This is a genomic window from Trueperella bonasi (assembly GCF_030811535.1).
GTDB classification, from domain to species: domain Bacteria; phylum Actinomycetota; class Actinomycetes; order Actinomycetales; family Actinomycetaceae; genus Trueperella; species Trueperella bonasi.
In genome coordinates this window covers 719003-744311 of sequence record NZ_JAUSQX010000001.1, presented here as the reverse complement: position 1 = coordinate 744311, position 25309 = coordinate 719003, and the positions used below count along the sequence as shown (strand labels likewise).

24 protein-coding genes and 2 tRNA genes are annotated in these 25309 nt (G+C 58.3%); 19 read left to right on the top strand and 7 right to left on the bottom strand.

Features of this window, described 5'->3' with window-relative positions; genetic code table 11:
* Positions 1 to 38: 38 nt before the first annotated feature.
* The 3 genes from J2S70_RS03560 to J2S70_RS03550 form a co-directional block, all read right to left on the bottom strand.
* Positions 39 to 386 carry a transcriptional regulator gene (locus tag J2S70_RS03560; RefSeq protein ID WP_307682373.1) on the bottom strand — a complete coding sequence of 116 codons (348 nt, stop codon included), beginning with the start codon at positions 384 to 386 and terminating at the stop codon, positions 39 to 41.
* On the bottom strand, positions 379 to 861 hold the full coding sequence (locus J2S70_RS03555) for a hypothetical protein (protein WP_307682372.1): 483 nt from the start codon (positions 859 to 861) through the stop codon (positions 379 to 381). The genes J2S70_RS03560 and J2S70_RS03555 overlap by 8 nt, the downstream gene beginning before the upstream one ends.
* Positions 862 to 992: 131 nt before the next feature.
* On the bottom strand, positions 993 to 1640 hold the full coding sequence (locus tag J2S70_RS03550; protein WP_307682371.1) for a TetR/AcrR family transcriptional regulator: 648 nt from the start codon (positions 1638 to 1640) through the stop codon (positions 993 to 995).
* Positions 1641 to 1720: 80 nt separating this feature from the next.
* On the opposite strand from J2S70_RS03550, the gene J2S70_RS03545 reads away from it, so the two are divergent.
* From J2S70_RS03545 to J2S70_RS03490, 12 genes are all read left to right on the top strand, one after another.
* A tRNA-Gln gene (locus J2S70_RS03545) sits at positions 1721 to 1791 on the top strand.
* Between the two features lie 21 nt (positions 1792 to 1812).
* Positions 1813 to 2829 (top strand): NTP transferase domain-containing protein, encoded by a 1017-nt coding sequence (locus tag J2S70_RS03540; RefSeq protein ID WP_307682370.1) that lies wholly within the window; start codon positions 1813 to 1815, stop codon positions 2827 to 2829.
* A 72-nt stretch (positions 2830 to 2901) separates the two neighbouring features.
* Positions 2902 to 3882, top strand: coding sequence for a ribose-phosphate diphosphokinase (locus J2S70_RS03535; protein ID WP_307682369.1), 981 nt, complete (start codon positions 2902 to 2904; stop codon positions 3880 to 3882).
* 370 nt (positions 3883 to 4252) lie between these two features.
* Complete coding sequence (locus tag J2S70_RS03530; RefSeq protein WP_307682368.1) at positions 4253 to 4900, top strand: 50S ribosomal protein L25/general stress protein Ctc; 648 nt, start codon at positions 4253 to 4255, stop codon at positions 4898 to 4900.
* Between the two features lie 545 nt (positions 4901 to 5445).
* Positions 5446 to 6015, top strand: coding sequence for an aminoacyl-tRNA hydrolase (gene pth / locus J2S70_RS03525; protein WP_307682367.1), 570 nt, complete (start codon positions 5446 to 5448; stop codon positions 6013 to 6015).
* A gap of 6 nt (positions 6016 to 6021) precedes the next feature.
* Positions 6022 to 9555 carry a transcription-repair coupling factor gene (gene mfd / locus J2S70_RS03520; protein ID WP_307682366.1) on the top strand — a complete coding sequence of 1178 codons (3534 nt, stop codon included), beginning with the start codon at positions 6022 to 6024 and terminating at the stop codon, positions 9553 to 9555.
* A gap of 557 nt (positions 9556 to 10112) precedes the next feature.
* Positions 10113 to 10709: an AAA family ATPase gene (locus J2S70_RS03515; RefSeq protein ID WP_307683368.1), complete on the top strand. Its 597-nt coding sequence runs from the start codon at positions 10113 to 10115 to the stop codon at positions 10707 to 10709.
* A 2-nt stretch (positions 10710 to 10711) separates the two neighbouring features.
* On the top strand, positions 10712 to 11188 hold the full coding sequence (locus J2S70_RS03510; protein ID WP_307682365.1) for a hypothetical protein: 477 nt from the start codon (positions 10712 to 10714) through the stop codon (positions 11186 to 11188).
* A 378-nt stretch (positions 11189 to 11566) separates the two neighbouring features.
* A complete protein-coding gene (eno, locus tag J2S70_RS03505; protein WP_307682364.1) occupies positions 11567 to 12847 on the top strand; it encodes a phosphopyruvate hydratase in 1281 nt (426 codons plus the stop codon).
* A 468-nt stretch (positions 12848 to 13315) separates the two neighbouring features.
* Complete coding sequence (locus J2S70_RS03500; RefSeq protein ID WP_307682363.1) at positions 13316 to 13912, top strand: FtsB family cell division protein; 597 nt, start codon at positions 13316 to 13318, stop codon at positions 13910 to 13912.
* Positions 13913 to 13980: 68 nt separating this feature from the next.
* Positions 13981 to 14601 (top strand): DUF501 domain-containing protein, encoded by a 621-nt coding sequence (locus J2S70_RS03495; protein ID WP_307682362.1) that lies wholly within the window; start codon positions 13981 to 13983, stop codon positions 14599 to 14601.
* Positions 14598 to 15563, top strand: a complete 966-nt coding sequence (locus tag J2S70_RS03490; protein ID WP_307682361.1) for a Ppx/GppA phosphatase family protein — start codon at positions 14598 to 14600, stop codon at positions 15561 to 15563. Before J2S70_RS03495 ends, J2S70_RS03490 begins: the two co-directional genes overlap by 4 nt.
* 22 nt (positions 15564 to 15585) lie before the next feature.
* Here J2S70_RS03490 and nhaA read toward each other — a convergent pair whose 3' ends face one another.
* A complete protein-coding gene (gene nhaA / locus J2S70_RS03485) occupies positions 15586 to 16905 on the bottom strand; it encodes a Na+/H+ antiporter NhaA (protein WP_307682360.1) in 1320 nt (439 codons plus the stop codon).
* Between the two features lie 157 nt (positions 16906 to 17062).
* Between nhaA and J2S70_RS03480 the strand changes: the two genes are divergently transcribed.
* Both J2S70_RS03480 and J2S70_RS03475 read left to right on the top strand, forming a co-directional pair.
* Positions 17063 to 17136: transfer RNA gene (locus J2S70_RS03480), tRNA-Leu, on the top strand.
* Positions 17110 to 18351, top strand: coding sequence for an MFS transporter (locus J2S70_RS03475; protein ID WP_307682359.1), 1242 nt, complete (start codon positions 17110 to 17112; stop codon positions 18349 to 18351). The genes J2S70_RS03480 and J2S70_RS03475 overlap by 27 nt, the downstream gene beginning before the upstream one ends.
* 189 nt (positions 18352 to 18540) lie before the next feature.
* Here the strand turns inward: J2S70_RS03475 and J2S70_RS03470 are convergent, their stop codons facing one another.
* The 3 genes from J2S70_RS03470 to J2S70_RS03460 form a co-directional block, all read right to left on the bottom strand.
* On the bottom strand, positions 18541 to 18981 hold the full coding sequence (locus J2S70_RS03470) for a hypothetical protein (protein ID WP_307682358.1): 441 nt from the start codon (positions 18979 to 18981) through the stop codon (positions 18541 to 18543).
* An 88-nt stretch (positions 18982 to 19069) separates the two neighbouring features.
* Positions 19070 to 19489, bottom strand: a complete 420-nt coding sequence (locus J2S70_RS03465) for a hypothetical protein (RefSeq protein ID WP_307682357.1) — start codon at positions 19487 to 19489, stop codon at positions 19070 to 19072.
* Positions 19486 to 19752: a hypothetical protein gene (locus J2S70_RS03460; protein WP_307682356.1), complete on the bottom strand. Its 267-nt coding sequence runs from the start codon at positions 19750 to 19752 to the stop codon at positions 19486 to 19488. The genes J2S70_RS03465 and J2S70_RS03460 overlap by 4 nt, the downstream gene beginning before the upstream one ends.
* Before the next feature lie 190 nt (positions 19753 to 19942).
* On the opposite strand from J2S70_RS03460, the gene J2S70_RS03455 reads away from it, so the two are divergent.
* From J2S70_RS03455 to J2S70_RS03435, 5 genes are all read left to right on the top strand, one after another.
* Positions 19943 to 20860, top strand: coding sequence for a Bax inhibitor-1/YccA family protein (locus J2S70_RS03455; RefSeq protein WP_307682355.1), 918 nt, complete (start codon positions 19943 to 19945; stop codon positions 20858 to 20860).
* Positions 20861 to 21082: 222 nt separating this feature from the next.
* Positions 21083 to 21892 carry an SDR family NAD(P)-dependent oxidoreductase gene (locus tag J2S70_RS03450; protein ID WP_307682354.1) on the top strand — a complete coding sequence of 270 codons (810 nt, stop codon included), beginning with the start codon at positions 21083 to 21085 and terminating at the stop codon, positions 21890 to 21892.
* A gap of 166 nt (positions 21893 to 22058) precedes the next feature.
* Complete coding sequence (locus J2S70_RS03445; RefSeq protein WP_307682353.1) at positions 22059 to 22745, top strand: FadR/GntR family transcriptional regulator; 687 nt, start codon at positions 22059 to 22061, stop codon at positions 22743 to 22745.
* Between the two features lie 148 nt (positions 22746 to 22893).
* Positions 22894 to 24327, top strand: a complete 1434-nt coding sequence (locus J2S70_RS03440; RefSeq protein ID WP_307682352.1) for a four-carbon acid sugar kinase family protein — start codon at positions 22894 to 22896, stop codon at positions 24325 to 24327.
* On the top strand, positions 24275 to 25291 hold the full coding sequence (locus tag J2S70_RS03435; RefSeq protein WP_307683367.1) for an NAD(P)-dependent oxidoreductase: 1017 nt from the start codon (positions 24275 to 24277) through the stop codon (positions 25289 to 25291). The genes J2S70_RS03440 and J2S70_RS03435 overlap by 53 nt, the downstream gene beginning before the upstream one ends.
* The last annotated feature ends 18 nt before the right edge of the window (positions 25292 to 25309 follow it).

Here is a 25309-nt window from a genome sequence, read left to right as displayed (position 1 = left end):
TTTTGCCCTACTCTTTCTTTACGAGACAACCCAGCGAGCTACACCTCGGGGTCGAGACCGAGCATGCCTGCCAGCTGTTTCTTGTAGGCGGCATAGGCTTTGCGGCCCTTGCGGGTGGCGGAATATTCGGTACTGCCTGAGCGGCCGTGGCCGATCTTGCGAACGTTGACGTAGCCGGCCTCGGCGAGCGTGCGCATCTGCTTGGACAGATCAGAATCTGTGAGTTCGAGCTGTTCCTTGAGAAAGGAAAAGTCGGCGACCGTTGACGCGGAAAGCACGGCCATGATCATCGTGCGCTTGGGAAAGTGAAGCACGGGGTCGAGGTCGGGCACGCCGGTGGGGCGTTCGAGCTCGATGCGCTCGCGATCGGGATGGTTGCTATTCACCGAGCCTCGCTTCAGGTGTACTCAGTCTTGCTTCAACTTCGCGAACGGCCCGGTAGTAGAGGGTATCGAAGGCTGAGATGATCCCGTACATCACTACAAAGGTGACGCCAACTCCAATCCAATCCCAAGGTTGAGGCAAAAGCGGAACGCCTAGGAGTGCGGCGAACCCAGCGATGGCAGTGGCTACTATGTAGATCCGATAGGCACGTTTAATTTCCCGCGGCGCGCTCGAGATGCGCGGTAGAGTGCGCCGTCGGCGCGTAACCAAGGAAGCGAAGGTGGCGAGCACAAGCAGAGCAGCGAACATCAGTGCCCACGCGGCGATGCCTTGCCCGGCGCGCATGAGGATCTGCACCGCCACAAGGGCGGACATCATGACGGCGAAGGCGAGCTTTTCTGGAATCGTGAATTGCGAAGCTTGTGTGAAGGGGAGGGCTTCGGCCCGTTCGAGATCGGACAGGGAATGGTGGGTCATGGTTCACCCCGCAATCTTTCGGGAATCGATTACTTTCACTTGGTGCAAGTATAGGGGGATACTTTCCCTGAGTGCAAGTAATTGGACGGGTGATTTTGCGGGCTATTCTGTTGCGGGGAGCGGTGGCGAGCTTAGGCGTATTCGAGGCCCGGATCGTGCTCGAGGCCGCGCAACCCATTCCACGTCAAATTCACCAGATGAGCAGCCAGAACATCCTTGCTCGGCTCCTTTTCCCTAGCCCAGGATTGCCCCATCGTGCCCACCATGCCCGCAAGCATCTGCCCGTACAGCGGCGCAGTCTCCACGTCGAAGCCCAGCTGCCCGAAATAGGCGCCGAGCAACTTGGTCAGGTGTTCGCCCATGTCGGACATGATGGTTGAAAACTGTGAGCCCGCAAGCACATCGGGCGACTGATGAACCATCAACCCGAACCCGTCCGGATTTATCTCTATGTAATCCAGTAGGCCAACGATCGTGCCCTCGAGCGCTTGGCGCGGATGTAAATCGGGGCGGATCTGTTCTTCTAGAATCTCGTTCAACGTGGTGGTTTCGCGGTCGACGATCACCTGATACAAGCCCTCTTTGCCGCCAAAGTGCTCGTAAATAACAGGTTTGGATACGCCCGCCGCCGAGGCGATTTCCTCAACCGACACGGCGTCGAATCCGTGCGCGGCAAAGAGTTGCCTGCCGATTGTGATCAATTGCTCGCGCCGTTCGATGCGGGTCATCCGGGCGCGTTTCGGGCGGGGCGTCGAGTCTTCGGAAATCTCATCGTTCATGTGCTCATTATTGCAAACGCCTTCCGAGTTGCGCGTCCAATTGGAAATTGGGTGCCGGGGGCTGGCACAATGGTGGAGATTCCGCCATGGTGTAAAGGCAGCACACGGGTCTTTGGAACCCTTAGTCTAGGTTCGAATCCTAGTGGCGGAGCGCTCAAACTCAGGAGGCACCGTGGCAGAGTTGACGGCCGCAATTATTCTGGCGGCAGGTAAAGGTACCCGAATCAAGTCCTCGATCCCCAAAGTTCTCTTGCCAATGTGTGGGCGCTCGCTTGTGGGGCACGTGAACGACGCCGTCGTCGGGGCTGGCGCCCAGCACACGGTTTTCGTAGTACGCCATGAACGGGAGAAGGTCGCCGCCCATATTCAACAGATCAACCCGCAAGCGTTGATTGCTGACCAAGATGAGATCAAGGGGACCGGGCGTGCCGCGTGGTGTGGCCTGCAGGCTCTTCCCGAAGATCTGGGCGGCTCCGTGCTCGTCATCGCCGGCGATTCGCCGATGTTCACGGCAGGTTCGCTGCAGCGGCTTGCTGAGGTGCATGAAGAAGGTGGCAATGCGGTAACGGTGCTGTCGGCCATTCTTGATGACGCCACCGGTTACGGGCGGATTACTCGCGACGGCGATGGAACGGTGACCGGAATCGTCGAACATGCCGATGCCACCCCCGAACAGCTCAAAATCCGCGAAGTAGGAACCTCCACCTACATCTTCGATATCGCGTTCTTACGCGAAGTCCTCAACACCCTCGGCACGGATAACGCCCAAGGAGAGGTCTACCTGACCGACGCTATTGCCGCCGCATACGAAGCTGGCCGGGGCGTCGGTTCGTTCGTTCTGGACGACGGCGCGGAAGCCTCCGGCGTGAACACGCTCATCCAACGTGCACAGTTACGCGCTGAAAAGAATCGCCGCATCCTCGAAAGTTGGATGTTGCAGGGCGTTTCAGTCATAGACCCGACCACCACACACATTGACGTTGACGTCACGCTCGAGCCGGACGCCGTCGTCGAACCCGGAACGATCCTGCGCGGAAAGACGCACGTGGCTGCGTTCGCCGTCGTCGGCCCGAACTCGGAACTGACTAATGTGACGGTGGGTGAGCGGGCGCGCGTGCCGCACGCGGTGGCATCCGACGTCGAGATTGCGCCGGATGAACAAGTGCCGCCATTTTCGGTACTTGGCTGACGGGGCCGCGCGGGGCGATGTAAGGTAGAGAGGGCATTCAGGGCCACCTGTGGTTGAGCAGAAAGAAAATAGATGACGGGCATCCACGTTCACGGTGAAAAACATCTGGTTTTGGCTAGCGGCAGGGCACACCCCGAGCTGGCTGCGGCGGTGGCCGAGGAACTCGGGATTAGTCTGCTCCCGGTGACGGCCTACGACTTTGCAAACTCTGAGATCTACGTGCGGTTTGACGAATCCGTGCGCGGCACCGACGTTTTTATTTTGCAGTCGATCACCGTGCCCGTGAACAAATGGATTATGGAAGCGCTCATCATGGTCGATGCCGCCAAGCGGGCGTCGGCCAAGCGAATCACCGTCGTCATGCCGAACTATCCATATGCGCGCCAGGATAAAAAGCACAAGGGGCGCGAACCGATTTCGGCGCGGCTGCTCGCGGACCTGTTTAAGACGGCGGGCGCGGATCGAATTATGTCCGTGGATTTGCATGCCGCGCAGACGCAGGGCTTTTTCGACGGGCCGGTGGATCACCTGTGGGCAATGCCGACACTCGTGGAATATGTGCGTACACGGATCGATACGCAGAACTCGGTGGTCGTCTCGCCGGATGCGGGGCGTATCAAGGTGGCCGAGCAGTGGGGCAACCGCTTAGGCGGAGTGCCGCTCGCGTTCGTGCATAAGACGCGTGATATTACGCGGCCGAACGAGGCGACGGCGAACCGCGTGGTGGGCGAAGTGAGTGGGCGTACCGCCATCATCGTGGACGACCTGATTGACACTGCCGGCACGATTGTGGGAGCGGTGCGCGTGGTGCTCGAGGCGGGAGCCAAGGACGTGCTGGTCGCGGCGACTCACGGTGTGCTCTCGGATCCAGCAGTGAAGAGGCTGGCGGACTGCGGCGTGCGCGAGGTGGTTATCACGGACACGCTGCCGATCCCGGTGGAAAAGCGTTTCCCGCAGCTGACGGTACTGCCGATCGCGCCGGTGCTCGCCTCTGCCATTGAGGAAGTATTTAACGACGGCTCGGTGACCAGCCTGTTTGATGGGGCTCTCTGAGGTTTACTGCTTCTAGGCTTGCTTACTGTTTTTAGCTTCGCTTACTGTTTCTAGCTTCGCTTACTGTTTTAAGCTTGGCTTCGGGATTTTCCGTGAAAAAAGTATGACTCTCACTGTCAGCATCGACGCCCATTCGCACAAGCCCCGGTTTTTCCCGTTTTATTCACCGGCTTGTGATTTTTGCACGCTCGCTTTGTGAGGTGCGATCGCGGCGTTATAGTGGGGTGGTTGCCTCGGCGAGGGAAACGCATTGTTCGCAAAATTTTGTTGGTGTGCGGTTCCGTTATCGACGCGGTGTCTATGCCTGTCATAGCCTCCGTTTCGGGGCCCCGCTCGCAGATCGCGAGCCACATAGAACAGGAGAATAGACATGGCATCAAAGACGCCCAAGCTTGAGACTGTCAAGCGTGAAGAATTTGGTAAGGGCGCTTCGCGCCGCATGCGCCGCGACGGCCGCCTTCCGGCCGTCGTATATGGACACGGCGAAGATCCGCTCCACCTTACACTCGATTACCACGACACCTTCCTGATCGTGCGCGGTAACCCGAACGCACTGATCAATCTTGAGCTCGACGGCGAAAAACAGCTCGTCATCGTCAAGGAGATCCAGCGTAACCCGCTCACGCGCCTCGTTGAGCACCTCGATTTGCTTCGCGTGAAGGCGGACCAGAAGGTTGAAGTTGACATCACACTCGAAATTGTTGGCGAACCGGCCGGTAATGCGATCGCCACGCTCGAGCTCATGTCCATCACCGTTCTCGCGCCAGTGTCCGATATTCCGGAGACGCTTCAGATCGATGTTGAAGGCGTTGAAGATGGCAACAACCTCTCGGTAAGCGACATCAAGTTCCCCGAAGGTGTTACCACTGAACTTGATCCGGAAGAAGTTATCGTTGTGGTTGCTGAGCCGCAAGAAGTCGAGCTTCCCGAACCCGAAGAGGGCGAGGAAGAAGCTGGCGAGGAGGCTGCCGAAGGTGGCGAGGAGGCTGCCGAAGGTGGCGAGGGCTCCGAGGAGTAATCGCTTTTGCCTCAAGCTGTTTATTTCAAGAAGCAACAAACAGATTGTAGTAGCTTCCGATTCTTTAACATTTGGTGTTAATACCACTTGGTGGATATGGCACTGTCGCGCGAAGGCCCGCCGAACCCGGCGGGCCTTCGCCGTCTGTTCGCCTGCCCGAATCACGCCAAGCGGGTGGGCCAAAGCGGGTGGGCCGAGCGGGCTCGGAAATGGTTGGCTACTCGAGGGGTGCGAATTTCCTCTTGAAAAAGGGCGTTTTTCGAAGTGAACGTCGATCTGAGCGCTCAGAATCATGAGAAATGCGCACCCTTCGATGTATACCCCGCCAACGCCGGCCAAATTTTATAGTTCTTTATACATTCGGCGAACTATAAAGAACTATAAAATTCGGCGATAAACTGGCGTTGGTAGCCGGACGATAACACCGGGCGAGTAACAACCGTTAGCACGGGGCGAGCAGATCAGGCCAGTTCACAATTGCTAAATAGCGTTCAGCCGAAGCAGATTGGTAGTCTGGCCTAGGTTTGGCTCGCGGAAAGGTTCACATGTTTGCAGTGATTGGGCTCGGCAATCCCGGCCCCCGTTACGAAGCAACCCGCCACAACATCGGGCAGCACGTCGTTCACCTCCTTGCTCGCCGCGCGGGCACCTCGCTATCAGCTCACAAACAGTCGAACACGCACGCAGCCACGATTCTGGCCGGCGGTGATCGCGCGTTGCTCGGCATCTCGAACGGCTTTATGAACGTTTCGGGCGGCCCAGTTTCCTCGCTGATGAATTACTTCAAGATCGAACCCGAAAATCTGATCGTCATCCATGACGAACTCGACCTGCCATACGGCACCCTCAAACTCAAACGCGGCGGTGGCTCCGGCGGGCACAACGGCCTGAAAGACATCACGAAAGCGCTCGGCACACCGGATTATCTTCGCCTCCGCTTTGGTATTGGCCGCCCGCCCGGCCGCCAAAACCCGGCCGACTTCGTCATGTCTGACTTCTCGAACGCCGAGCAGAAAACCCTCGATAACCTGATCGATGAGGCCGCCGACGCCGTGGAAGACGTTCTGATCCACGGCCTCGAAAAAGCAACCCTTCGCCTGCACACCCAACGTTAGGACCCCATGGACCTGCGCCCCCTGCTTGCCCAGTTTGACGTGCTTTCGCCCCATGCGGGCGAGCGCTTTGGCGACTTCTCGATGCCGCGCGGCGCGTTCGCACCGGCGATCGCTTATCTCACTGGCATCGTGGCAGGCACAGCGGCGAGCACCGCCAGCGAATCGCACCTCCAAGTCGCCGTCACGACGTCGGGGCGCGAGGCCGAAGACCTGCGCGATGCTCTGCGCGCCTACATTCCTGCCGAGAATATTGCCATCTTCCCCGCGTGGGAAACCCTGCCGCACGAACGCCTCTCGCCGCGCTCGGACACGGTGGCAGAACGCCTGACAACTCTTCGCCGCCTCGCCCATCCCGAGGATTTCCCAGAACTTCGCGTGCTCATCGTTCCGATCCGTGCCTTCTTGCAGCCGATCGCAGCGGGTCTTGGCGAGCTTGAGCCGGTCACGTTGCGAGTTGGTGACGTGGTCGATTTCAACGAGGTACAAGAACGTCTTGTGAACGCCGCTTACGCCCGAGTTGACATGATCGAGGCGCGCGGCCAGTTCGCTGTGCGCGGCGGCATTATCGACGTGTTCCCGCCGACGGCCGACCATCCGCTTCGCGTCGAATTTTTCGGCGATGAAATCGACGAGATCCGCAGCTTCGCTGTCGCAGATCAGCGCTCCATGGACGAGGTCAAGGAGCTGTACGCCCCGCCGTGCCGTGAAATCCTGCTCAGCGACGACGTCCGCTCCCGGGCCGCGAAAGCGATCGACGAGCTCCCCGGCGCCGTCGACATGCTCGACAAGATCGCAAACGGGATCGCGGTGGAGGGCATGGAATCGCTCCAGCCCGTACTAGTCGAGAACATGCACCTGTTCGTCCACGAACTCCCCGAATCGGCACGCATTCTCATGCTCGAACCCGAACGGCTCGCCCAACGCGCCGAATCGTTGCACGAAACCACCCAAGAATTCCTTGCCGCCGCATGGTCGTCGGCTGCGGCCGGAGGCGAGATTCCAATCTCGGTATCGAATGCTTCCTTCGAGCAGATCGACGACGTCGAACGGGCGGCTACCGCGACCGGGCTCGGCTGGTGGACGATCGGCGGTTTTGCAACGGCCGATACCGTGAAACTGCCGATGCGCGAACCGCAGAGTTTCGCGGGCAATGTGGACCACGCTCTCGCTGAGGTTGGCAAGCTCGCCAAGGCGCAGTGGCAGGTGATCGTCGCGGTTGAAGGTGCGGGCCTTGGCCGGCGCCTAGTGGAGCAGCTCCAAGATATCGATGTGCCGGCGACTTTCACCGAAGAAATAACGGCGAGGCGCCCCGGCGTCCTGACAATTGTGGTGGCGCCCGTGCAATCGGGGTTCGTATCCGAAGATGCTCACTTTGCCCTCCTCGGCTCCAGTGACCTGATCGGCCGCAAACGCGCCCGCTCGGCTCAGCAGCGCCAAATGCCAAAGCGGCGGAAGAACGCCGTCGACCCGCTCCAGCTCAAACCCGGCGATTACGTGGTTCACGCCCGCCACGGCGTCGCCCAGTTCGTCAAACTTGCCAAGCGAAAACTCGGTGGGCCGAACGGCGCCCAGCGCGAATACGTCGTGCTCGAATATGCCCCATCGCGGCGTGGTCAGGCGCGTGACCAGCTGTGGGTACCCACCGACCAGCTCGATCAAATCTCCAAGTATTCCGGCGGGGAGGCGCCCTCGCTAAACAAAATGGGCGGAGCCGATTGGGAGAAAACCAAGTCGAAGGCGCGCGCGGCGGTCAAGCAGATCGCGAAGGAACTCGTGCGGCTCTACGCCCAGCGGCGGGCAACCAAGGGCCACGCATTTTCGCCCGATACGCCGTGGCAACACGAGTTGGAGGACGCCTTCGAACACGTCGAGACGCCCGATCAGCTTTCCACGATCGAGGAGGTTAAACGCGATATGGAGGCGCCCGAACCGATGGACCGCCTGATTTCGGGCGACGTCGGCTACGGAAAGACCGAGATCGCGGTACGAGCCGCGTTCAAGGCGGTGCAGGACGGAAAACAGGTGGCAATCCTCGCGCCGACCACCCTACTCGTCCAGCAGCATCTCGATACTTTCAAGGAGCGCTACGCCGGATTCCCGGTGAGCGTCGAGCAGCTTTCGCGCTTCCAATCCGACCGGGAGGCGGACGAGGTGAAGAAGGGCTTGCGCGAGGGGAAGATCGACGTCGTGATCGGTACGCACCGTCTGATCACGGGCGACGTGCGGTTTAAGGATCTTGGGCTCGTGGTGATCGATGAGGAGCAGCGCTTCGGTGTCGAACACAAGGAAACGCTCAAGCAGCTGTATCCGGCGGTGGACGTGCTTGCCATGTCGGCAACCCCGATTCCGCGCACGCTTGAGATGGCGGTGACGGGCCTGCGCCAGATGTCCACGCTGGCCACCCCGCCGGAGGAGCGGCACCCGATTTTGACCTACGTTGGCGTGCACGAATCCCAGCAGGTGGCGGCCGCGATCAAGCGTGAGTTGTTGCGCGATGGCCAGGTGTTTTACGTGCACAACCGCACCCAGTCGATCAACCGGGTGGCCGCCGAGCTGCAAGAACTCGTACCCGACGCCCGGATTGGCGTGGCGCACGGGAAGATGACCGAACACCAGCTCGAGCTGATCATCGACCAGTTTTGGAACAAGGAGATTGACGTGCTCGTCTCCACCACGATCATCGAAACGGGCCTCGACATTTCGAACGCGAACACGCTGATCGTGGAAAACGCGCACAAGCTCGGGCTCTCGCAGCTGCACCAGTTGCGCGGGCGGGTGGGCCGCGGGCGCGACCGGGCCTACGCCTATTTCCTTTATCCGCGCGATGGCACGATGACGCAGACCGCGCTCGAGCGTTTGCGCACAATCGCCTCGCACACCGAGCTCGGCGCCGGCTTCCAGGTGGCGCTCAAGGATCTCGAAATCCGGGGAGCGGGCAACCTGTTGGGCGGGGAGCAGTCGGGGCATATCGCCGGGGTTGGTTTTGACCTGTACATTCGCATGATTTCTGAGGCGGTGGCGAGCATGACGGGTCAGGACGGGCGCAGCGAGGCTGAGAAGGCGGGCGAGATCCGGATCGAGATTCCGGTGGAGGCATACGTGCCCGAAAACTGGGTAACCTCGGAGCGTTTGCGGCTTGAGATTTATACGAAGATTGCGGCCACGACGGCGGCTGCCCAGCGAGCTGACGTGCGCCAGGAGCTTTTGGACCGGTATGGTTCGTTGCCCGTCGAGGTGGATCGGCTGTTTGCGTTGGCCGAGCTGCGAGAAAAGGCGGGCGAGGCTGGAATCGAAGAGATCACGATGCAGGGGGCGAACGTGCGTTTCGCGCCCGTCGTGCTGGCGGATTCGCGGCAGGCGCGACTGCGCAGGCTCTATCCGAAGGCGATAGCCAAGGCGGCGATCCGCACGTTGATCGTGCCGACGCCGGCGAAGGATGCTCGGAAACTCGGCGCGCCGCAGGCTTTGGCGAACGAGGAACTGCTCAAATTCGTTAATCAGGTGATCGATTCGGTGTTCCTGGCGTCCATCGGCAGCTAAGCCGAGCGCGTGGTGCTTTTGTCGGGTTTTCTGCTGCGGTTTTTCTGGTGATAACGCCCCGGAGCCGGTCGAGTACACACCTCGTCGCAGGCCCTTTTTCTGTCTGGTACCTCTCAGGCAGGCCGCTATGTCGTCACAGCCGGCGCAATCTTGCCGAACGGTTTCGCTCCCGGCCGCCGTGGCCGGGTGGTTGGTGACAACGCCGGTGGTAAATCCCAACTGTTGAAGCTGTTGTATAGCGCCACGCGAGCGTTGCGAGAGGTTGAATCCAAAGAGGGCAAACTAACGAAGAAGAGCTTGAACGTGGCGGTCGCTGATAAGTTGCAGGGAGTCTTCCGGCCCGACTCTCTTGGGCGCTTAACGCGGAGGTCGAGAGGCGCAGCGACCGCAAACGTAAAACTTAAATATGCAGGAATTAAGGAACCTTTAGCGTTCGGGTTCAACTCGCGATCGAAGAAAGAAGTGCAGACAAGTAATTTCCCGACGCGCACACTCGAAGATCAGCCTGTGTTCATCCCGCCCAAGAACTTTTCAGCCTGCCCGCCACTTTCGTGAGCATGTTTGACGCTTATGAAACGGGATTCGAGGAAACTTGGCGCGATACGACCGAACTTCTTTGGAGGCCGGCTTTGCGCGGCCCTAGGGAGATAAAGGCCACGGATTTCCTGGAACCAGTGCTCCAACTTCTACACGGAACGGTATTCGAATCGGGCGGGCGCTTCTATCTCCGTCAACCGGGTATAGGAAATCTCGAATCCACACTCCTCGCCGAAGGGCAACGCAAGCTAGCGATGATTGCACGGCTGGTTTCCAACGGAGTACTGCTCGAGGGCGGTTACTTATTCTGGGATGAGCCGGAAGCAAATCTCAACCCGAAATCGTTGCGAGTAGTAGCGAAAGTGATTTTGCAGCTAGCTGAGAATGGGGCACAAATCTTTGTGTCGACACACAGTATGTATCTTTTGCGCGAACTCCAGATGGGCGCGGACGATTTTCCACAGGTCACTCCTGCGTTCATTGGACTTGTGCGTGAGGAAGACGCCGATGGAGATTCGGCGGTTGTTGCTGAACTCCGCTCTGATCTCGACGAACTTAGCTATATCGCCTCGCTAGAGGCGGAACTTGAACATGCTGATCGTTACCTAAGTTGGTAGACATGACTGGCGGTGGGCGAATTGTCAATGTGGACGGGGTGCAGTTCGAGTTTCCGGACAGGGTGACGTTCTGCAAGTTCGACGAATTGCCGGAATATCAGAGAAGTGCCGGAGTTTTCGAGCACAAAGGTTGCGCCCTTGTCGTCGTGGATGAGCATACTCTTTGGCTTGTTGAAGTTAAAGATTACGATCATTCCGGGCGTGCCGAGAGCGAGCCTCGAGCCGGTGATCTTGCCAAAATCGTTGGCCAAAAAGTACTTGGAACAATGGCATGCCTCTATCAGTGGCAGCGAGCCAACGATGACACCGAAGCCGCATCTATTGCGCGGCAAGCAATGGACGCTACGAAAATTTGCGTCGTACTACACATTGAACCGAAGAACGCTGGGCACGGGACACAAAGCGGCAGAAAAGGCGCAAAAGCATTCTGCCAAGCTATGTGCAGAGTCTTAAGAACCTGGTTAATCGTGGAGCTTTGAAGGTGGAAGGTGCGTATATAGCCACGAATGGCGCGCATTATGCAAATATAGACCTGCCATGGATATCGCGCAGGGATCCCGATACTAGGAACCGTCAGAACACGCCGAGCAAGGTTGACATCGATTAGGGAACGTACAGAGGTTCCCAGTTCACTTTGCCTCACTGCCATAACTGCGCTGCCTGGCCGTCGTCGCTGCGGGCGGGACGAAAGCCGCCCACAAGCGGCGCGTGTCACACAAGGAAATTGCCCCGTGAGCAAAATTCGCAAGTTAGGCGCGGACGGCGGTGTTAATTGTCGGAGATTCGTAGGACAATGGAGAAGGCGGCAGACCGGCACCCCCGGCTCTGCCCGTGAGTAACCTATAGAAGGAGTTCCTGTGGCAAACATTGAAGCCGTACATGCACGAGAGATTATCGATTCGCGTGGTAACCCGACCGTCGAGGTCGAGGTTTTGCTGGACGATGGTCACTTCGGCCGCGCCGGAGTCCCATCGGGTGCATCCACCGGTGCATTCGAAGCAGTTGAGCTGCGTGACGGCGACGACGCGCGCTACCTCGGCAAGGGCGTTGCTAACGCTGTTGCCAACGTGATCGAGGAAATGGAAGAGGAGGTCATCGGTCTTGATGCCTCCGAGCAGCGCTACATCGATACCGTGCTGCGGGACCTCGATGGCACCGACAACAAGGGCAAGCTTGGCGCGAACGGCATCCTCGGTGTTTCGCTTGCGGTAGCGAAGGCATCAGCCGAATCCGCCGGCCTTTCCCTGTTTGCCTACCTCGGCGGCCCGAACGCACACATCCTCCCCGTCCCGATGATGAACATCCTCAACGGTGGCGAACACGCGGACACCGACGTCGACATTCAGGAATTCATGATCGCCCCGATCGGCGCACCGACGTTCAAGGAATCGCTACGCATGGGCGCCGAGGTTTACCATTCGCTCAAGGCAGTTCTCCAGGAACGCGGACTTGCAACTGGCCTTGGTGACGAGGGCGGCTTCGCCCCGAACCTTGAGACCAATGTTGCAGCACTCGACCTCATCGTTGAAGCGATCGAGAAGGCTGGTTACAAGCCGGGTGCCGACGTCGCTCTCGCACTCGACGTCGCATCCACCGAATTTTTCAAGGACGGCGCCTACCAGTTTGAGGGTGGCGCGAAGACGCCGGCCGAAATGATTGCCTACTATGAGAAGCTCGTTTCTGACTACCCGATCGTGTCCATCGAGGATCCGCTCTCGGAAGATGAGTGGGACTCCTGGGTTGAGATGACCCGCGTGCTCGGCGACAAGGTGCAGATCGTTGGCGATGACCTGTTCGTCACGAACCCAGAGCGCCTACGCAAGGGCATCGAGATGGGTGCAGCAAACTCGCTTCTGGTCAAGGTCAACCAGATCGGCACGCTGACTGAGACGCTCGAGGCCGTTGAACTCGCGCACCGCAATCGCTACACCTCGATGACCTCGCACCGTTCCGGCGAGACCGAAGACACCACGATTGCCGACCTCGCAGTTGCCACCAATTCCGGCCAGATCAAGACCGGCGCACCGGCACGTGGCGAGCGCGTCAATAAGTACAACCAGCTTTTGCGTATCGAAGAAGAGCTCGACGACGCAGCGGTTTACGCCGGCGCGAGCGCATTCCCGCGGTTCAAGGCCTAACGAATTCACCGTCGCTCAATGCGACGCCGGTTAGCCAGACTAACCAAAAGGGGCTGAGGGAAATACCCTCAGCCCCTTTTTTGCGCCTGAGCTCATAGTGCTGCCGCGAGCTATCCAATCTCCACATGCGCGATGGCTCACCCGTTGCCCTGGCCGAGTACGAGGTCCCGCCCACTTAGACTGAATGTCATGAGTTTGAGACGCCCCTCTGGTAGGTCGGGTCCGGCGGGATCCGGCTCACGCCCGCATGCCAGAAAAAATTCTGCGGCGTCCGCGGCACGTAGACGTGCGGCTTCGCCCACGTCGAAGCAACGCCCGAGCTCTCCCGGCTCCCACAAATCACCCAAGCAACCTCGTCCGCGAGGTCAGGCGAATTCGAACAGGGGAAATAAACAGACGAATCCAACGGGTGCAAAACAATTTCGCACATCGCATGGCTCAAATTCGACGTCCAGCCGCCTATCCCAAATGAAAAAGAGGCCCGCAACAGGCGAACGGTTCAACAAAAAGCTCAGTATCCGCTTTTCAAGTGGCGAAAAAACGCGCCAGTTTTCGGTCCGCTCACTGGCCATTTTGCTGTTTGCAGTGTTCGCGGTGGTTATCGTGGCAAACCCGCTCACCCAGTATCTCGATCAGCAGCAACAAAAGCGGGAGCTGTTGCAGGATTTGGAGGACACGACGGCGCGTGTCAAGGTGCTCGAGCAGGAGCTTGCGCGCTGGCAGGATGACGACTTTGTGCGCAGCCAGGCGCGCGAGCGACTAGGATACGTGATGCCCGGTGAAACGTTGTACCTCGTCTCGGATCCTGAGGAAGGAACGCCGGATCAGCAGCTCGCGCAGCGGACGCAGGAAGTCAACGATCGACGACGGCAGGCGACCCCGTTTTACGTGACGATGTGGGATTCGATAACCGTTGCGGGAGCTTCGGGCGACGTCGAAAATCCGTCAAACGTGCCGATGATCGGACCGTCGAACGAGGCACCCGGGCAGTCTTCTGACGATGATGGCACTCACTCGCCAGCCAACGATCCAATCGACGAGGAAGCCGAAAACAATGGCGGGTAGCGTCTCAAGCTGCAGCGGAAATCGGCCCATGTTCGCCCGTGTCGAAGGCGCGCGGTAGGCTTATTCTCATGAATCAAACGCCCACAATAGCGCTGGAAACTCTGCGCAAAGTAGCCGTTAACGCGTCTGAAATTCGCGATGGGGATCGCGATATTATCACCGCTCAGCTAGGCCGCTACCCCCGCGGCCTCGTTGGCATAGGTGCGCGTTGCGCCTGCGGTAATCCGGCAGTGACCATCACCTATCCTCGTCTGCCCGACGGCACGCCTTTCCCCACGCTGTTTTACCTTTCCTTACCTTCCTTGGTGAAGGAGATTTCTCGCATCGAAAGTGCGGGCGGGATGGTGCCCTTCAATGACCGGCTCGCAGAGGATCCGGAATATCGTGACAGCCACGAGCATGCTCACGCGATCTACGTGGAGCGCCGGGAAGTTCTTGATGACGTTCCTGAAATCACAGATCGATCCGCCGGCGGAATGCCTGATCGTGTCAAGTGTTTGCACGCGCTGGCGGGTTACGCGCTCGCGGTTGGGCCAGGAATCACGAAGGTTGGCGACGAGGCGCTCGAAGCGGCGGGCTGGGATCCGCAGACCTGCCGGTGCACCGAGCCTGCGGTAGACGAAACCGATCCCGGGGGAGACGAAGACGAGTCTGCGGGAGACGGACCTGCCAAGGAAGGTGAGCGATGAGAGTTGCCGGAATTGATTGTGGAACGAATTCGATCCGCTTGTTGATCGCGGACGTTCCTGGTGAGAGCCAGCCGCTTGACGACGTCACTCGGCGCATGGAAGTTGCTCGGCTTGGGCAGGGCGTGGATCGCACTGGGCATTTTGACCCGCAGGCCCTGGAGCGAACGCTCGGTTTTGTTGACGATTATGCCCGCCAGTGCCGCGAGCACGGCGTGGAATCAATTCGCTTTGCGGCAACGTCCGCCACCCGCGACGCCGCGAACCGGGATCTTTTTCTGGACGGCGTTAAACAGCGTCTTGGCGTGGATGTCCAGGTGCTTTCGGGAGACGAGGAAGCGCGTGCATCGTTTACGGGCGCGACGGCGGTGTTCGGTGACGTCGCGCAAGAACCATTTTTAACCGTCGATCTGGGTGGAGGATCCACCGAGTTGGTTCTGGGCCTTAACGACGGCACCATTCTCGGTGCTGCTTCGATGAACGTGGGCTGCGTGCGTATGCGCGAAAGGCATTTCTCGCACGACCCGGTGACCGACGATGAAATCGCGCGTGCACGTGCAGATGTGCAGGCGGCTTTGGACTCGGCGGCCCTCGACCTGTCACCGACACGCACGCTAATCGGCCTAGCCGGAACGATCACCACCATCACCGCGAAGGCGCTCGATTTGCCAAGTTACGATCCGGCAAAGATCCATGGTGCTCTGATGTCGCTTGCGGAGGTCGACGGCGTATGTGAATGGTTCATTCGGTCCACGGCGGGTGAGCGGGCTCAGCTCCCGTTTATGCATCCTGGGCGCGTGGACGTTATCCATTCTGGGGCACTTGTGTGGCAGGAAGTGATTCGCCGCGTTGCGGCTGAGACGGCTCAACAAACGCCACTCACGCACACAATTACTTCAGAGCACGACATCCTCGATGGCCTCGCCCTATGGGCGGCGCGAGAGCCGAACCCACCGTCGTACTAACGCGCCGCCGCCAGCGGGGTGCTTAACGGTCGTACTGGCCGGGCTCTACCTCCGGTTCGCCGCCGGGTACCTCACCCCAGGTGCGATCGGAAGGCTCGGCTGGCACCTCGTCAACTGGTTCGTCGTCACCGTCTGCACTCTCGGCGATCTCCGGGTGCTTGGCATGCCAGGCGGCCCGCCAGCGTAGCAGAATCGCGCCGAGTACGAGCGAGATGAACGTGCCGAGCAGCACAGCCACCCGGGCGTGTGGGCCAGCCGGATCATCAGCAGCGAAGGACAGGGTTGCGATCAGAAGCGAAACAGTAAAGCCAATTCCCGCAATCATGGAGACTGCCATAACGTCGGGCAGGCTCAGGCCCTTGCCGAGCTTGAGGCGGAATACGTAGACCATGAGTGCCACGCCCAACGTGATACCGACTGTCTTGCCAACGGGAAGGCCGAGGTAGATGCCGATTGCGGCCGGATCGGTCAGCATGGCCATGATGCCACCGGAATCCACAATATTGACACCCGCTGCAAAGAACGCGAAGATCGGCAAAATGATACCCGCAGAGTAGAAGTTGAGCCGTTCCGTAATGTGTTCGGTGAGTGGAAGAGGCTCGTCCTTACGCTGGATCGCGGGAACCATCATGCCAAGTGCAACACCGGCGATCGTGGCGTGAATGCCGGACATGAACATGAACAGCCACGCCAGCAGACCTAGGGGCCAAAGCACGTACCAGTGAGTGATCCGGCGTTGGACGCAGAATCCGAACACCGCAACGAACGCAATCGACACGGCCAAATAGACGAAGTTGAGATTAGACGAGAAGAACACGGCAATGATCGTGATGCCAAGCAGATCGTCAACAACGGCGAGAGTCATGAGGAAGGTGCGCAGTGCAACGGGTAGGCCTTTACCAAAGAGCCCGAGCACGCCGAGGGCGAATGCAATATCAGTTGCAACGGGAACGGCCCAGCCGGACCAGTTCGGGTTTTCTGACATGAGTTGGGCAAATGAGTAGACGGCGATAGGCCCGGCCATTCCGAAAAGGGCCGCCAAAATCGGCACAAGAGCGCGTTTGGGATCGCGAAGCGAGCCGATCACGAACTCCTGTTTGAGTTCCATGCCAACGATGAAAAAGAACAGCGCTAACAGGAAGTCGGAGGCGATGACTGAGGCCGTCATCGAGTGGCCAGCGAACTCGAATAGTTCGGTGAATGCGATCGTTTCGTAAAGATCGCGTGCGGCCTGCGCCGGGAAGTTCGCCCAGACAAGCGCGACGACGGCGCCGATGATGAGTACGATGCCCGCGTTGGTCTCATTCTTGAGAGCTTCGCGGTATCGGGTGATGATACCCATGAGGTTCCCCAATCACTATGTATGCTTCGTTGCTGTCACGATTGGATGTGCAATGACGTGATTCCTCTAGCTTAATGCGCTTTGATGCTTTTCGTCGAGCGCCGTGGCAAGTGCCGCATTTTGGGCTAACCGATGGGAAGGGTAATCTTAGGTCTGCGCCCCCATAGCCCAATCGGCAGAGGCAGTCGACTTAAAATCGATCCAGTGTGGGTTCGAGTCCCACTGGGGGCACTTGACGTGGAAGGAATAGTGGTGCTTCAGGTTCTACGCCATCCGACCTACGCCAAATTGTTTGGCGCGCAGGTGATTGCATTGGTGGGCACCGGCCTTCTGACCGTGGCCTTGGGGCTACTAGCCTTTGATATCGCGGGGTCGAATGCAGGCTTCGTCATGGGGCTTGCGATGACGATCAAGATCGTGACGTACGTGGGCGTTGCACCCGTGGTTAACGCCGTCGTTTCTTCACTGCCCGCCAAGCCGGTTTTAGTGTTCGCCGACGTGGTGCGTGCCGGTGTGGCCCTGTTTTTGCCGTTCGTCGACGCCGAATGGCAGATTTACCTGCTGATTTTCCTGTTGCAGTCCGCCTCGGCCACGTTCACTCCGACATTCCAAGCGGTTATCCCAGAGGTATTGCCTGACGAGCGGGACTACACGCGTGCGCTTTCCCTTTCCCGTCTTGCCTACGATCTCGAGGCGGTGGTGAGCCCGATGTTGGCGGCCGCTTTGCTGACGGTGATGTCGTATAACAACCTGTTCCTTGGAACTGTGGTTGGTTTCGTGGGATCGGCCGTGCTCGTGCTGTGGGCGAATTTTCCAGATGTGCAGGCGCCCGAGGAGGCGCCATTTAGAGATCGGCTGACCCTAGGTGCACGGGTTTTCTGGCGGGATTTGGAGCTCCGTGGTTTGCTCGGGTTGAACCTTGTGGTCGCAACGATGACCGCGATGGTGATCGTCAATACCGTCGTGGTTGTCCAAGGAAGTCTTGGTCGCAGCGAATCCGACGTCGCACTGTTGTTAGCTGCATATGGCGCAGGTTCGATGGTGGTTGCTTTCGCACTGCCGGCCGTGCTTGAAAAGGTCGCCGACCGCCGGGTCATGTTTGCCGGAGCAACGTTTTTACCACTCGCGCTCGTGGCGAGCGCAGCGGTCTTGCAGTTTGCCGAGAATACGACGTCGTGGTTCGCCTTGTTGGTGATCTGGACGCTTGCGGGCGCGACGACGTCGATGGTGCTCACGCCGTCGTCGCGGCTCTTGCGGAGGGGCAGCACGCCCGCGAACCGTTCAGCAGTGTTCGCTGCGCAGTTTTCGCTCTCGCATGCCTGCTACCTGCTTACCTATCCGATTGCTGGAATTCTTGGTGCGCAGCTGGGGCTTGTGCCTGCCGCTCTGATGTTGGCCGTGCTCGGGGCCGCTGGGCTGGTTTTTTGCGGCAATGACGTGGGTTAGCCGTGCGAAAGCACTCGTCATCGTTGGCTGCATGCAGCGCAAGTAGACGCTTTGAGCGTCTCCTTGTGGCGTATCTTCTTACGAGCGTGAACCGGGCCTAGCACTCAAGCTAGGCCCGGTTTGATTTTATCCCGGTACCAGGGGGAGTCCCAGACGGGGTCGAAATGGAGTAGTGCGGTAGCTACCGGACTAAATGTCCCGCTTGCGGTATGCCAGCCAGCCGATGAGCAACACGGCTAGCGCGTATCCGAACAGGATTGCTAACGCGGTCCAAGGCCTGTCGAAGAGGGGGTTGGGATGAGCTATAGCGAAATCGTTAAGTGTTGCCGTGGACATGAGGGAAGATGGCGTGAGCTGCGCGAAGGTTTCACGGAAGAATGTCTGCGGAATGAGGGTCAGCAGGTCGATCATGTATACCAAGCCCACAACCAACGCGATCGAGCCGGCCGTCGACCGCAGAAGGTATCCAAATCCGCACGCCACAAGGCCGATCGCTAAAATCGATCCCACCGTGCCCGCATAGGGTGTCACACCACCGGTGAACGCATCAAAATTATTGCGTTTCAACGTGGCAACCAGCCAGCCAAGCGCGATCGCTATCACAGCGTAAGCAACGACGACGATAGCCACCGCACCGACCTTCGCCAGATAAGCCCGCGAACGTTGCGAGAGCTTCCGAAGTAGTCATATCTTCTCCCTTTATCTAGTTCAGCGGTGTTTAGTTCAACGGCTCGTCGTGTGCAGATGGATCGAATGACGGTGCGATAGGCGGCTCTTGAGCGGTGCCACCCGTCAAGTACTCGACGGAATCTGCGGTGAGTTGCATAAACACGTCCTCGAGTGAGGAGTGCAATTCAGTGAGCTCGTGCAGTTCAACCCCGCGCGTAAAGAGCAGGTTGCCGATGACTTCTCGTTCGGCGCCGGGCACTTCGAAAGCACCGGTGGGGAATCCCTGGTTCGGTTGAATATTGTTGACCACCCAGCCCGCCTTTTGAAGCGCGGAACGAATGCCATCCATGTCGGGGCCCTGGACGCGAACTCGCACGCCGTCGGGATCCAGACCGTTAACCGGCTCATCGAAAATCAGGACTTGGGGATCGCCAAGCAACGCCGTCGCTATCCCAAGGCGCTGGCTCATGCCAAGCGAAAAATCGCCACCTTTTTCTTGGCGAGGCTGGAAATTCCGGTTAGATCCATCACCTCGTCTGCACGTGACATGGGAAAACCATGGGTAGCCGCAACGATCCGCAGATGCTGGCGTGCCGTGCGCTTGGGGTGGAAAGCCTTGCCGTCAAGCAGTGCGCCAACTGTCGTCAGTGGTGAGCGCAGCATGGAATATTCCGTTCCGCAGATAAGGGCGCGGCCTTTCGTCGGGTTATCAAGGCCAACAATGTAGCGCATCGTAGGAGAGGAAAGCTGTGGGCCATGTCCCACCTGAGCCTTACGTCCCAAGTTTTGTATTGGTCCCGTGGCGGCAGAATTTAATCCCAGCGGGAAATTTGTGAGGCTGAGCCCTTGTGATCAGTGATGGCTCGGCTAGGATGGTGTGCGAATGTGCCGTGTATGCGGCGTGAGTGACAAGGAGGCTCCATTGAGCAATCCGATTATTAGCAATAATCCGTACTTCAAGGCAGGCCAGCGCCGCCCCAACCAGGCGCCGCAGGGCTTTCAACAGGGATACGAGCAGTCGGGCCAAGCTGGCTATGGGTATCCTGATCAGCAGAACTACGCTCAGCAATACGAGACTTACTCGGGCCAGTACCAGGCAAATCAGTACCAGCAGGGAGCCTTCCAGTCTTACGGTTCGCCTTATGCCGACGACGGGCGGATGACTTACCAGGACGCCCTCAATAAGGTGGGCATCCTTTTGGGGTTGGCTATTATTTCTGGTGTAGCAACCGCGGTACTCCTGCCGCCGGCGCTGTGGATGCCTGTCGCTATTGCCACGGTGGTAGCAGCTTTCGTGGTCGGTTTGGTGATGCCGTTCCAGCGCATGGTCAAGCCCGGTCTAGCGATTGCCTACTCGGTGCTCGAGGGTGTCGCTCTTGGTGCGATCACGGCGGCCTTTGAACAGGTCATCCCAGGTATTGCCTTCCAGACGATCTTGGCAACCGCGATCATTGTGGGCGTGACGTACGCGCTTCACTATTCGGGTGCGGTGCGGACCTCGTCGAAGGGGCGCAAGATCGTTCTCGTCATCATGCTGGGCTACCTCGTGTTCTCCTTGGTGAATATTGTCCTCATGCTGTTCGGCGTGTTTGACAACCAGGCATGGGGAATGCGTGGATATGAGATTGCCGGCATTCCGCTCGGCGTTATTCTCGGCGCCGTGATGATTCTCGTTGCGGCTTACATGCTTGTGGCCGATTTTGAGGACATCAACATCGCTATCGAAAACGGCGCTCCGAAGGAGTTCGCGTGGACGACGGGCATTGCCATCGTTATGACAATCCTGTGGATCTACATCGAGGTGCTCCGCATTATCGCGATTCTCTATGGGCGTGACTAAAGGTTCGCTTAACTAAGGTGTACTCGTGCTTGGGGGCGAGGCTGCGAATAGCGGCCTCGCCCCCTCGCTTGCCCCTGACCGTATGCGTGGCTTGAAAAGCAAGGTAGTCTGGGGCGCTATTTTCGGTGAACGAGTGCGGAAAATGGTCCCTCTAGTCATGGGCGCGGGCTACAATGGTTGACATCGGTGCCGCAAAGGAGCGGCCCTGTTTAAGGAGAAAAAATGTCAGTAGTCCCTCACGTCCGCGCGCTACGCGCGATTTACAGTCTCTTTTCCGTTGAAAACATGGCGGTCATTATCACTGGAGCTGGTCAGGGCATGGGCGCTTCGGCCGCTGAAATTTTCGGCGAGGCTGGCGCGCGCGTCGTCGTCGCTGATTTTAATGATGAAACCGGCCCTGAAGTCGTCGATAAGATCAAACGATCAGGCGGGGAAGCCTCATTCTTCAAGGTTGACGTATCTAACGAGGAACAAGTTAAGGCGATGGTTGAATTCACTGTTGAGCGCTATGGCCGGCTTGATGTTGCAATCAACAATGCAGCTCGCACGCCCGATAATAACCGCCTGTCCGAAATGGATATCGATGCTTTCGATGCAGTTATGAGTGTAGATCTACGTGGTGTTGCACTGTGTTTGAAGTACGAACTAAAGCAGATGATGGAACAGGGTGACGGCGGATCGATCATCAACACCTCGTCAGTTTCCGGTATCCGGCCCCAGCCGGGCACCCCTGCGTATGTGACTGCCAAGCATGGGGTGATCGGCCTAACAAAACAAGCGGCGCTGGACTACTCACCATACGGAATTCGGGTCAATGCTGTTGCGCCAGGAGCTATTGATACACCGATGTTGCGTGGCGCAATCGAAGAGTTCGGCTTAGACGCTGAAGAGTACGCGAAAGAATTATCCATGCTTGGGCGCTTCGGACGCCCAGCTGAGATCGCGAAGACATACTTGTGGCTCGCTTCCGATTTATCTTCTTTCGTTACAGGTACAACCCTTGAGGTGGATGGCGGTTACTCAAATAAGTAGTGATACGCACGCCTCACTGAGTCGCTCTGGGCATCGTGCCCGGAGCCACTTTCTGATGTGATATCCGGCTACTGGTGCGGGTCAGGGTTAATTATTGAGTAGTCAAAGCCGATCCTGCTCTACTTACGTCTCATGTTGGTAGAATTGAGTGGCGTAGGCTATGAACATGAGTAAAAGCCTGAGCGCACTCGCAGTTGAACAAATCATTGATCGGATAGCTACGGGGGAGTTCCAAGAGTGCGATGCGTTACCGCCGGAGGCAGATCTAGCTGAGATACTCGGTGTTTCTCGGCTAACCATGCGCGAAGCAGTCAGAGTGCTCAAAGACCGCGGTGTTTTGAGCGTCGTGCATGGCCGGGGAACCTATGTCGCTCCGATGAGCGACTGGACCGATCTTGCCACGATCGTTGAGGTGTTGGGGAAGACCACCGAGCCACGAAAATTAGGTCAGCAACTCATTGAGATCCGCCGAATGCTCGAGGTCGGTGCCTGCGGTTTAGCCGCCGAAAATCGAACCGAAGATGATCTGGTAGCGATGCGCTTGCACCTTGAGCAATTCGATTTGGCGGAAAGTTTGGGGGACATCGAAGGCGCGCTCGTTGCGGATATTGCATTCCACAATGCGATAGTGGAAGCTTCGGGAAATCCCTTTCTCAGATCGATCATGGTGGCTCTCCACTCGCCGCTGATGCGCTCAAGGCGGGAAACGACGTCGATCCGAGAGGTCAGGCAACGGGCGCGCGGCCACCATGTGGCGATCTACAAAGCAATTGCGGCTGGTGATGCGGCTGCTGCGAAGGAAGCGATGCGCGCGCATATGACTCAAACGAGAGAAGACCTCGAGCTCATTTAAACCCAGTACCACCCGCGCCTACATCTGCGTGGAACTCGGTGCGATATCGCGCTGATGGCCGATTCACTTTGCGAAATTGCTTGCCAAGCAGTTTGATACCGCGTAGCCTAACTTCAAGACCTCAGAGGTCTGAGCACAAAGGGGTGTTATGAAAACTATACAGGAACTTTTGGCTGGCTATCCAGATGATGTCAGCGTATCCGCCGAGCAAGTCCAAGAAGCGCGAGAGCGGGCAGGGGAAAGCATTGTCTATGTGGTGCTCGACGACGATCCGACAGGAACGCAGTCGGTATCCGATCTGCCAGTACTTACACGTTGGGAAAAAGAAGACTTCGCCTGGGCGTTTTTAACTGGCAAGTCTGCGGTTTACGTAATGATAAATTCGCGATCGCTGGCACCCAGCGATGCCGAGTGCGTCAACCGTGAAGCCGTGCGCGCTGCTCTAGCAGCCGCAGATGAAACGGACACGAAAGTGGCATTCGTCTCCCGATCGGACTCAACCTTGCGCGGACACTTCCCGCTCGAACCACTTACTATCTCGGAAGAACTCGAGACTGCAACTGGAAAGCAAGCGGATGGAATCGTGGTTGTTCCCGCTTTCGGCGACGCCGGCCGAATCACCATCGGCGGGGTACACTACGCGGGTTCCGAAGATGAGGGCTTTGTGCCCGTAGGGCAAACGGAATTCGCTAAGGATGCAACTTTTGGGTACCAATCTTCCAGCTTGCCCGAATGGGTTGAAGAAAAGACGGCGGGCGATGTAACTGCCGATTCCGTCGGCGTTATCGACTTGGAGATGCTGCGAACTGACAGGAATGCGGTCGTAGATAAACTGGCCGAGGTGCGTGACGGCGGCGTGATTGTGGCCGACATCGTGACCGAAGATGATCTCAGACTTTTGGCGCTGGCGCTGATCGAAGCGGAGGCTGAAGGAGCAAACTTTGTATACCGAGTTGGTCCGCCTTTCGTACGGGCGCGAATTGGCCAAGATGAGCATGCGCCGTTGACCGTCGAAGAAATCGAAGCCTCGCGCGGCGACCGTGAACTCGCGGCAGGTGGTCTCGTAGTGGTCGGATCGCACGTCGGTTTGACGACGAGGCAACTTGACTACCTGCGCCAGCAGCAAGACCCGGTCGAGTTTGAGATCGACGTAGCCAAGGTGATCGACGCCGATCAGCGCGATTCGCACGTTGCCGACGTCGCAAATAATGCGGCGAAAGAATTGGATTCCGGTAATGTCGTCATCCGCACCTCGCGCAAGCTAGTCACAGGTGACGACGCAGACAGCTCACTGGACATTTCGCGGCAAGTTTCGGCCGCCGTCGTCGAGGTCGTGAAGCGAATCCTGCAGGCGAATCCGCCGCGGTTCGTCGTAGCCAAGGGCGGAATCACCTCATCAGACACCGCCTCGAAGGGCCTCGAAATCAGACACGCCACGGTCATCGGCCCCATGCTTCCTGGAATCGTGTCCCTGTGGTCGGGCGAAGACGGCCCCGCCCAAGGGATTCCATACATCGTGTTTGCTGGAAATGTTGGTGGTGAAACGTCGCTTGCCGACGTCGTGGACAAGCTCTCACGGTAGAACTCATCAGCTCGTGGTCATGGCTGGCACCATGACCACGAGCAATGCCCAACGTGTTTATAGCTCAAAGGAGAGAAAAATGAAAGTTGCAGTAGTAGGACTAGGCGCAATGGGCCTAGAAATGGCCAAATGGTTGAATAATGACTTCGACGTGACCGGCTTCGACGTGTCCAAAGAACGCATGGACCTTGCCAGCCAAAGCGGTGTGTCCCAAGCGGCCTCAGCCCGTGCGGCATGTGATGACGCCGATATCGTGCTGGTCGCCGTACGAAATCAAGAGCAGCTCATGGACTTGCTATACGGCGCAGACGGAGTTGCTCCGGTCATGAAAAAGGGGGCCGCAATTGTGTTGACCTCCACGATCGGTGTTTCAGCGGTCGAGGAAGTGGCGGTTAAATTAAAGGAACAGGGTATCGGGTTGGTTGACGCGCCGGTGTCGGGCGGACCAGCCCGCGCTGGCAAGGGCGACCTGCTTGTGACCGTTGGCGCCTTCCCAGAGGAATATGAGTACGCAAAGCCGATCCTTGATGCCATGGCCTCGAAACTCGTCTGGGTGGGAGAAGCGCCAGGTAAGGGCCAGTGTATGAAGACGGTTAATCAACTACTGTGCGGCGTGCACATCGCGGCAGGTGCCGAAGCTTTGGCACTCGCTGGCAAGCTAGGCATTGACCAAAAGGTCGCGTTGGATGCTCTGATGTCCGGTGCTGCTGAGTCGTTTATGTTGGGCGACCGCGGCCCGCGTTCCATTCAGGCTTACGAGGGAGAGACCGCGGAGGTGAAATCGCGCCTCGACATCTTCGTGAAAGATATGGGGATCGTGACGGATGCGGCCAAATCTGTAGGCATCGCAGTCCCTGTTGCGGCTGCAGCCGAGCAGGAGTACTTGATGGGGCTCTCCAACGGGCAGGGCGCAATGGATGATTCCTCCGTTATCCATGTGATTGCTCCGGATACCCGTGTATAGAGCGAGGGTGGTCACAAA

Coding starts and splice junctions, on each gene's coding strand:
- J2S70_RS03515 (WP_307683368.1), top strand. CDS start 10,113: ATGTTTGACGCTTATGAAACGGGATTCGAGGAAACTTGGCGCGATACG.
- J2S70_RS03445 (WP_307682353.1), top strand. CDS start 22,059: ATGAGTAAAAGCCTGAGCGCACTCGCAGTTGAACAAATCATTGATCGG.
- J2S70_RS03435 (WP_307683367.1), top strand. CDS start 24,275: ATGTTGGTGGTGAAACGTCGCTTGCCGACGTCGTGGACAAGCTCTCAC.
- J2S70_RS03495 (WP_307682362.1), top strand. CDS start 13,981: ATGAATCAAACGCCCACAATAGCGCTGGAAACTCTGCGCAAAGTAGCC.
- J2S70_RS03530 (WP_307682368.1), top strand. CDS start 4,253: ATGGCATCAAAGACGCCCAAGCTTGAGACTGTCAAGCGTGAAGAATTT.
- J2S70_RS03450 (WP_307682354.1), top strand. CDS start 21,083: ATGTCAGTAGTCCCTCACGTCCGCGCGCTACGCGCGATTTACAGTCTC.
- mfd (WP_307682366.1), top strand. CDS start 6,022: ATGGACCTGCGCCCCCTGCTTGCCCAGTTTGACGTGCTTTCGCCCCAT.
- J2S70_RS03460 (WP_307682356.1), bottom strand. CDS start 19,752: ATGCGCTACATTGTTGGCCTTGATAACCCGACGAAAGGCCGCGCCCTT.
- J2S70_RS03465 (WP_307682357.1), bottom strand. CDS start 19,489: ATGAGCCAGCGCCTTGGGATAGCGACGGCGTTGCTTGGCGATCCCCAA.
- J2S70_RS03555 (WP_307682372.1), bottom strand. CDS start 861: ATGACCCACCATTCCCTGTCCGATCTCGAACGGGCCGAAGCCCTCCCC.
- J2S70_RS03500 (WP_307682363.1), top strand. CDS start 13,316: ATGAAAAAGAGGCCCGCAACAGGCGAACGGTTCAACAAAAAGCTCAGT.
- nhaA (WP_307682360.1), bottom strand. CDS start 16,905: ATGGGTATCATCACCCGATACCGCGAAGCTCTCAAGAATGAGACCAAC.
- J2S70_RS03535 (WP_307682369.1), top strand. CDS start 2,902: ATGACGGGCATCCACGTTCACGGTGAAAAACATCTGGTTTTGGCTAGC.
- J2S70_RS03440 (WP_307682352.1), top strand. CDS start 22,894: ATGAAAACTATACAGGAACTTTTGGCTGGCTATCCAGATGATGTCAGC.
- J2S70_RS03510 (WP_307682365.1), top strand. CDS start 10,712: ATGACTGGCGGTGGGCGAATTGTCAATGTGGACGGGGTGCAGTTCGAG.
- J2S70_RS03550 (WP_307682371.1), bottom strand. CDS start 1,640: ATGAACGATGAGATTTCCGAAGACTCGACGCCCCGCCCGAAACGCGCC.
- pth (WP_307682367.1), top strand. CDS start 5,446: ATGTTTGCAGTGATTGGGCTCGGCAATCCCGGCCCCCGTTACGAAGCA.
- J2S70_RS03490 (WP_307682361.1), top strand. CDS start 14,598: ATGAGAGTTGCCGGAATTGATTGTGGAACGAATTCGATCCGCTTGTTG.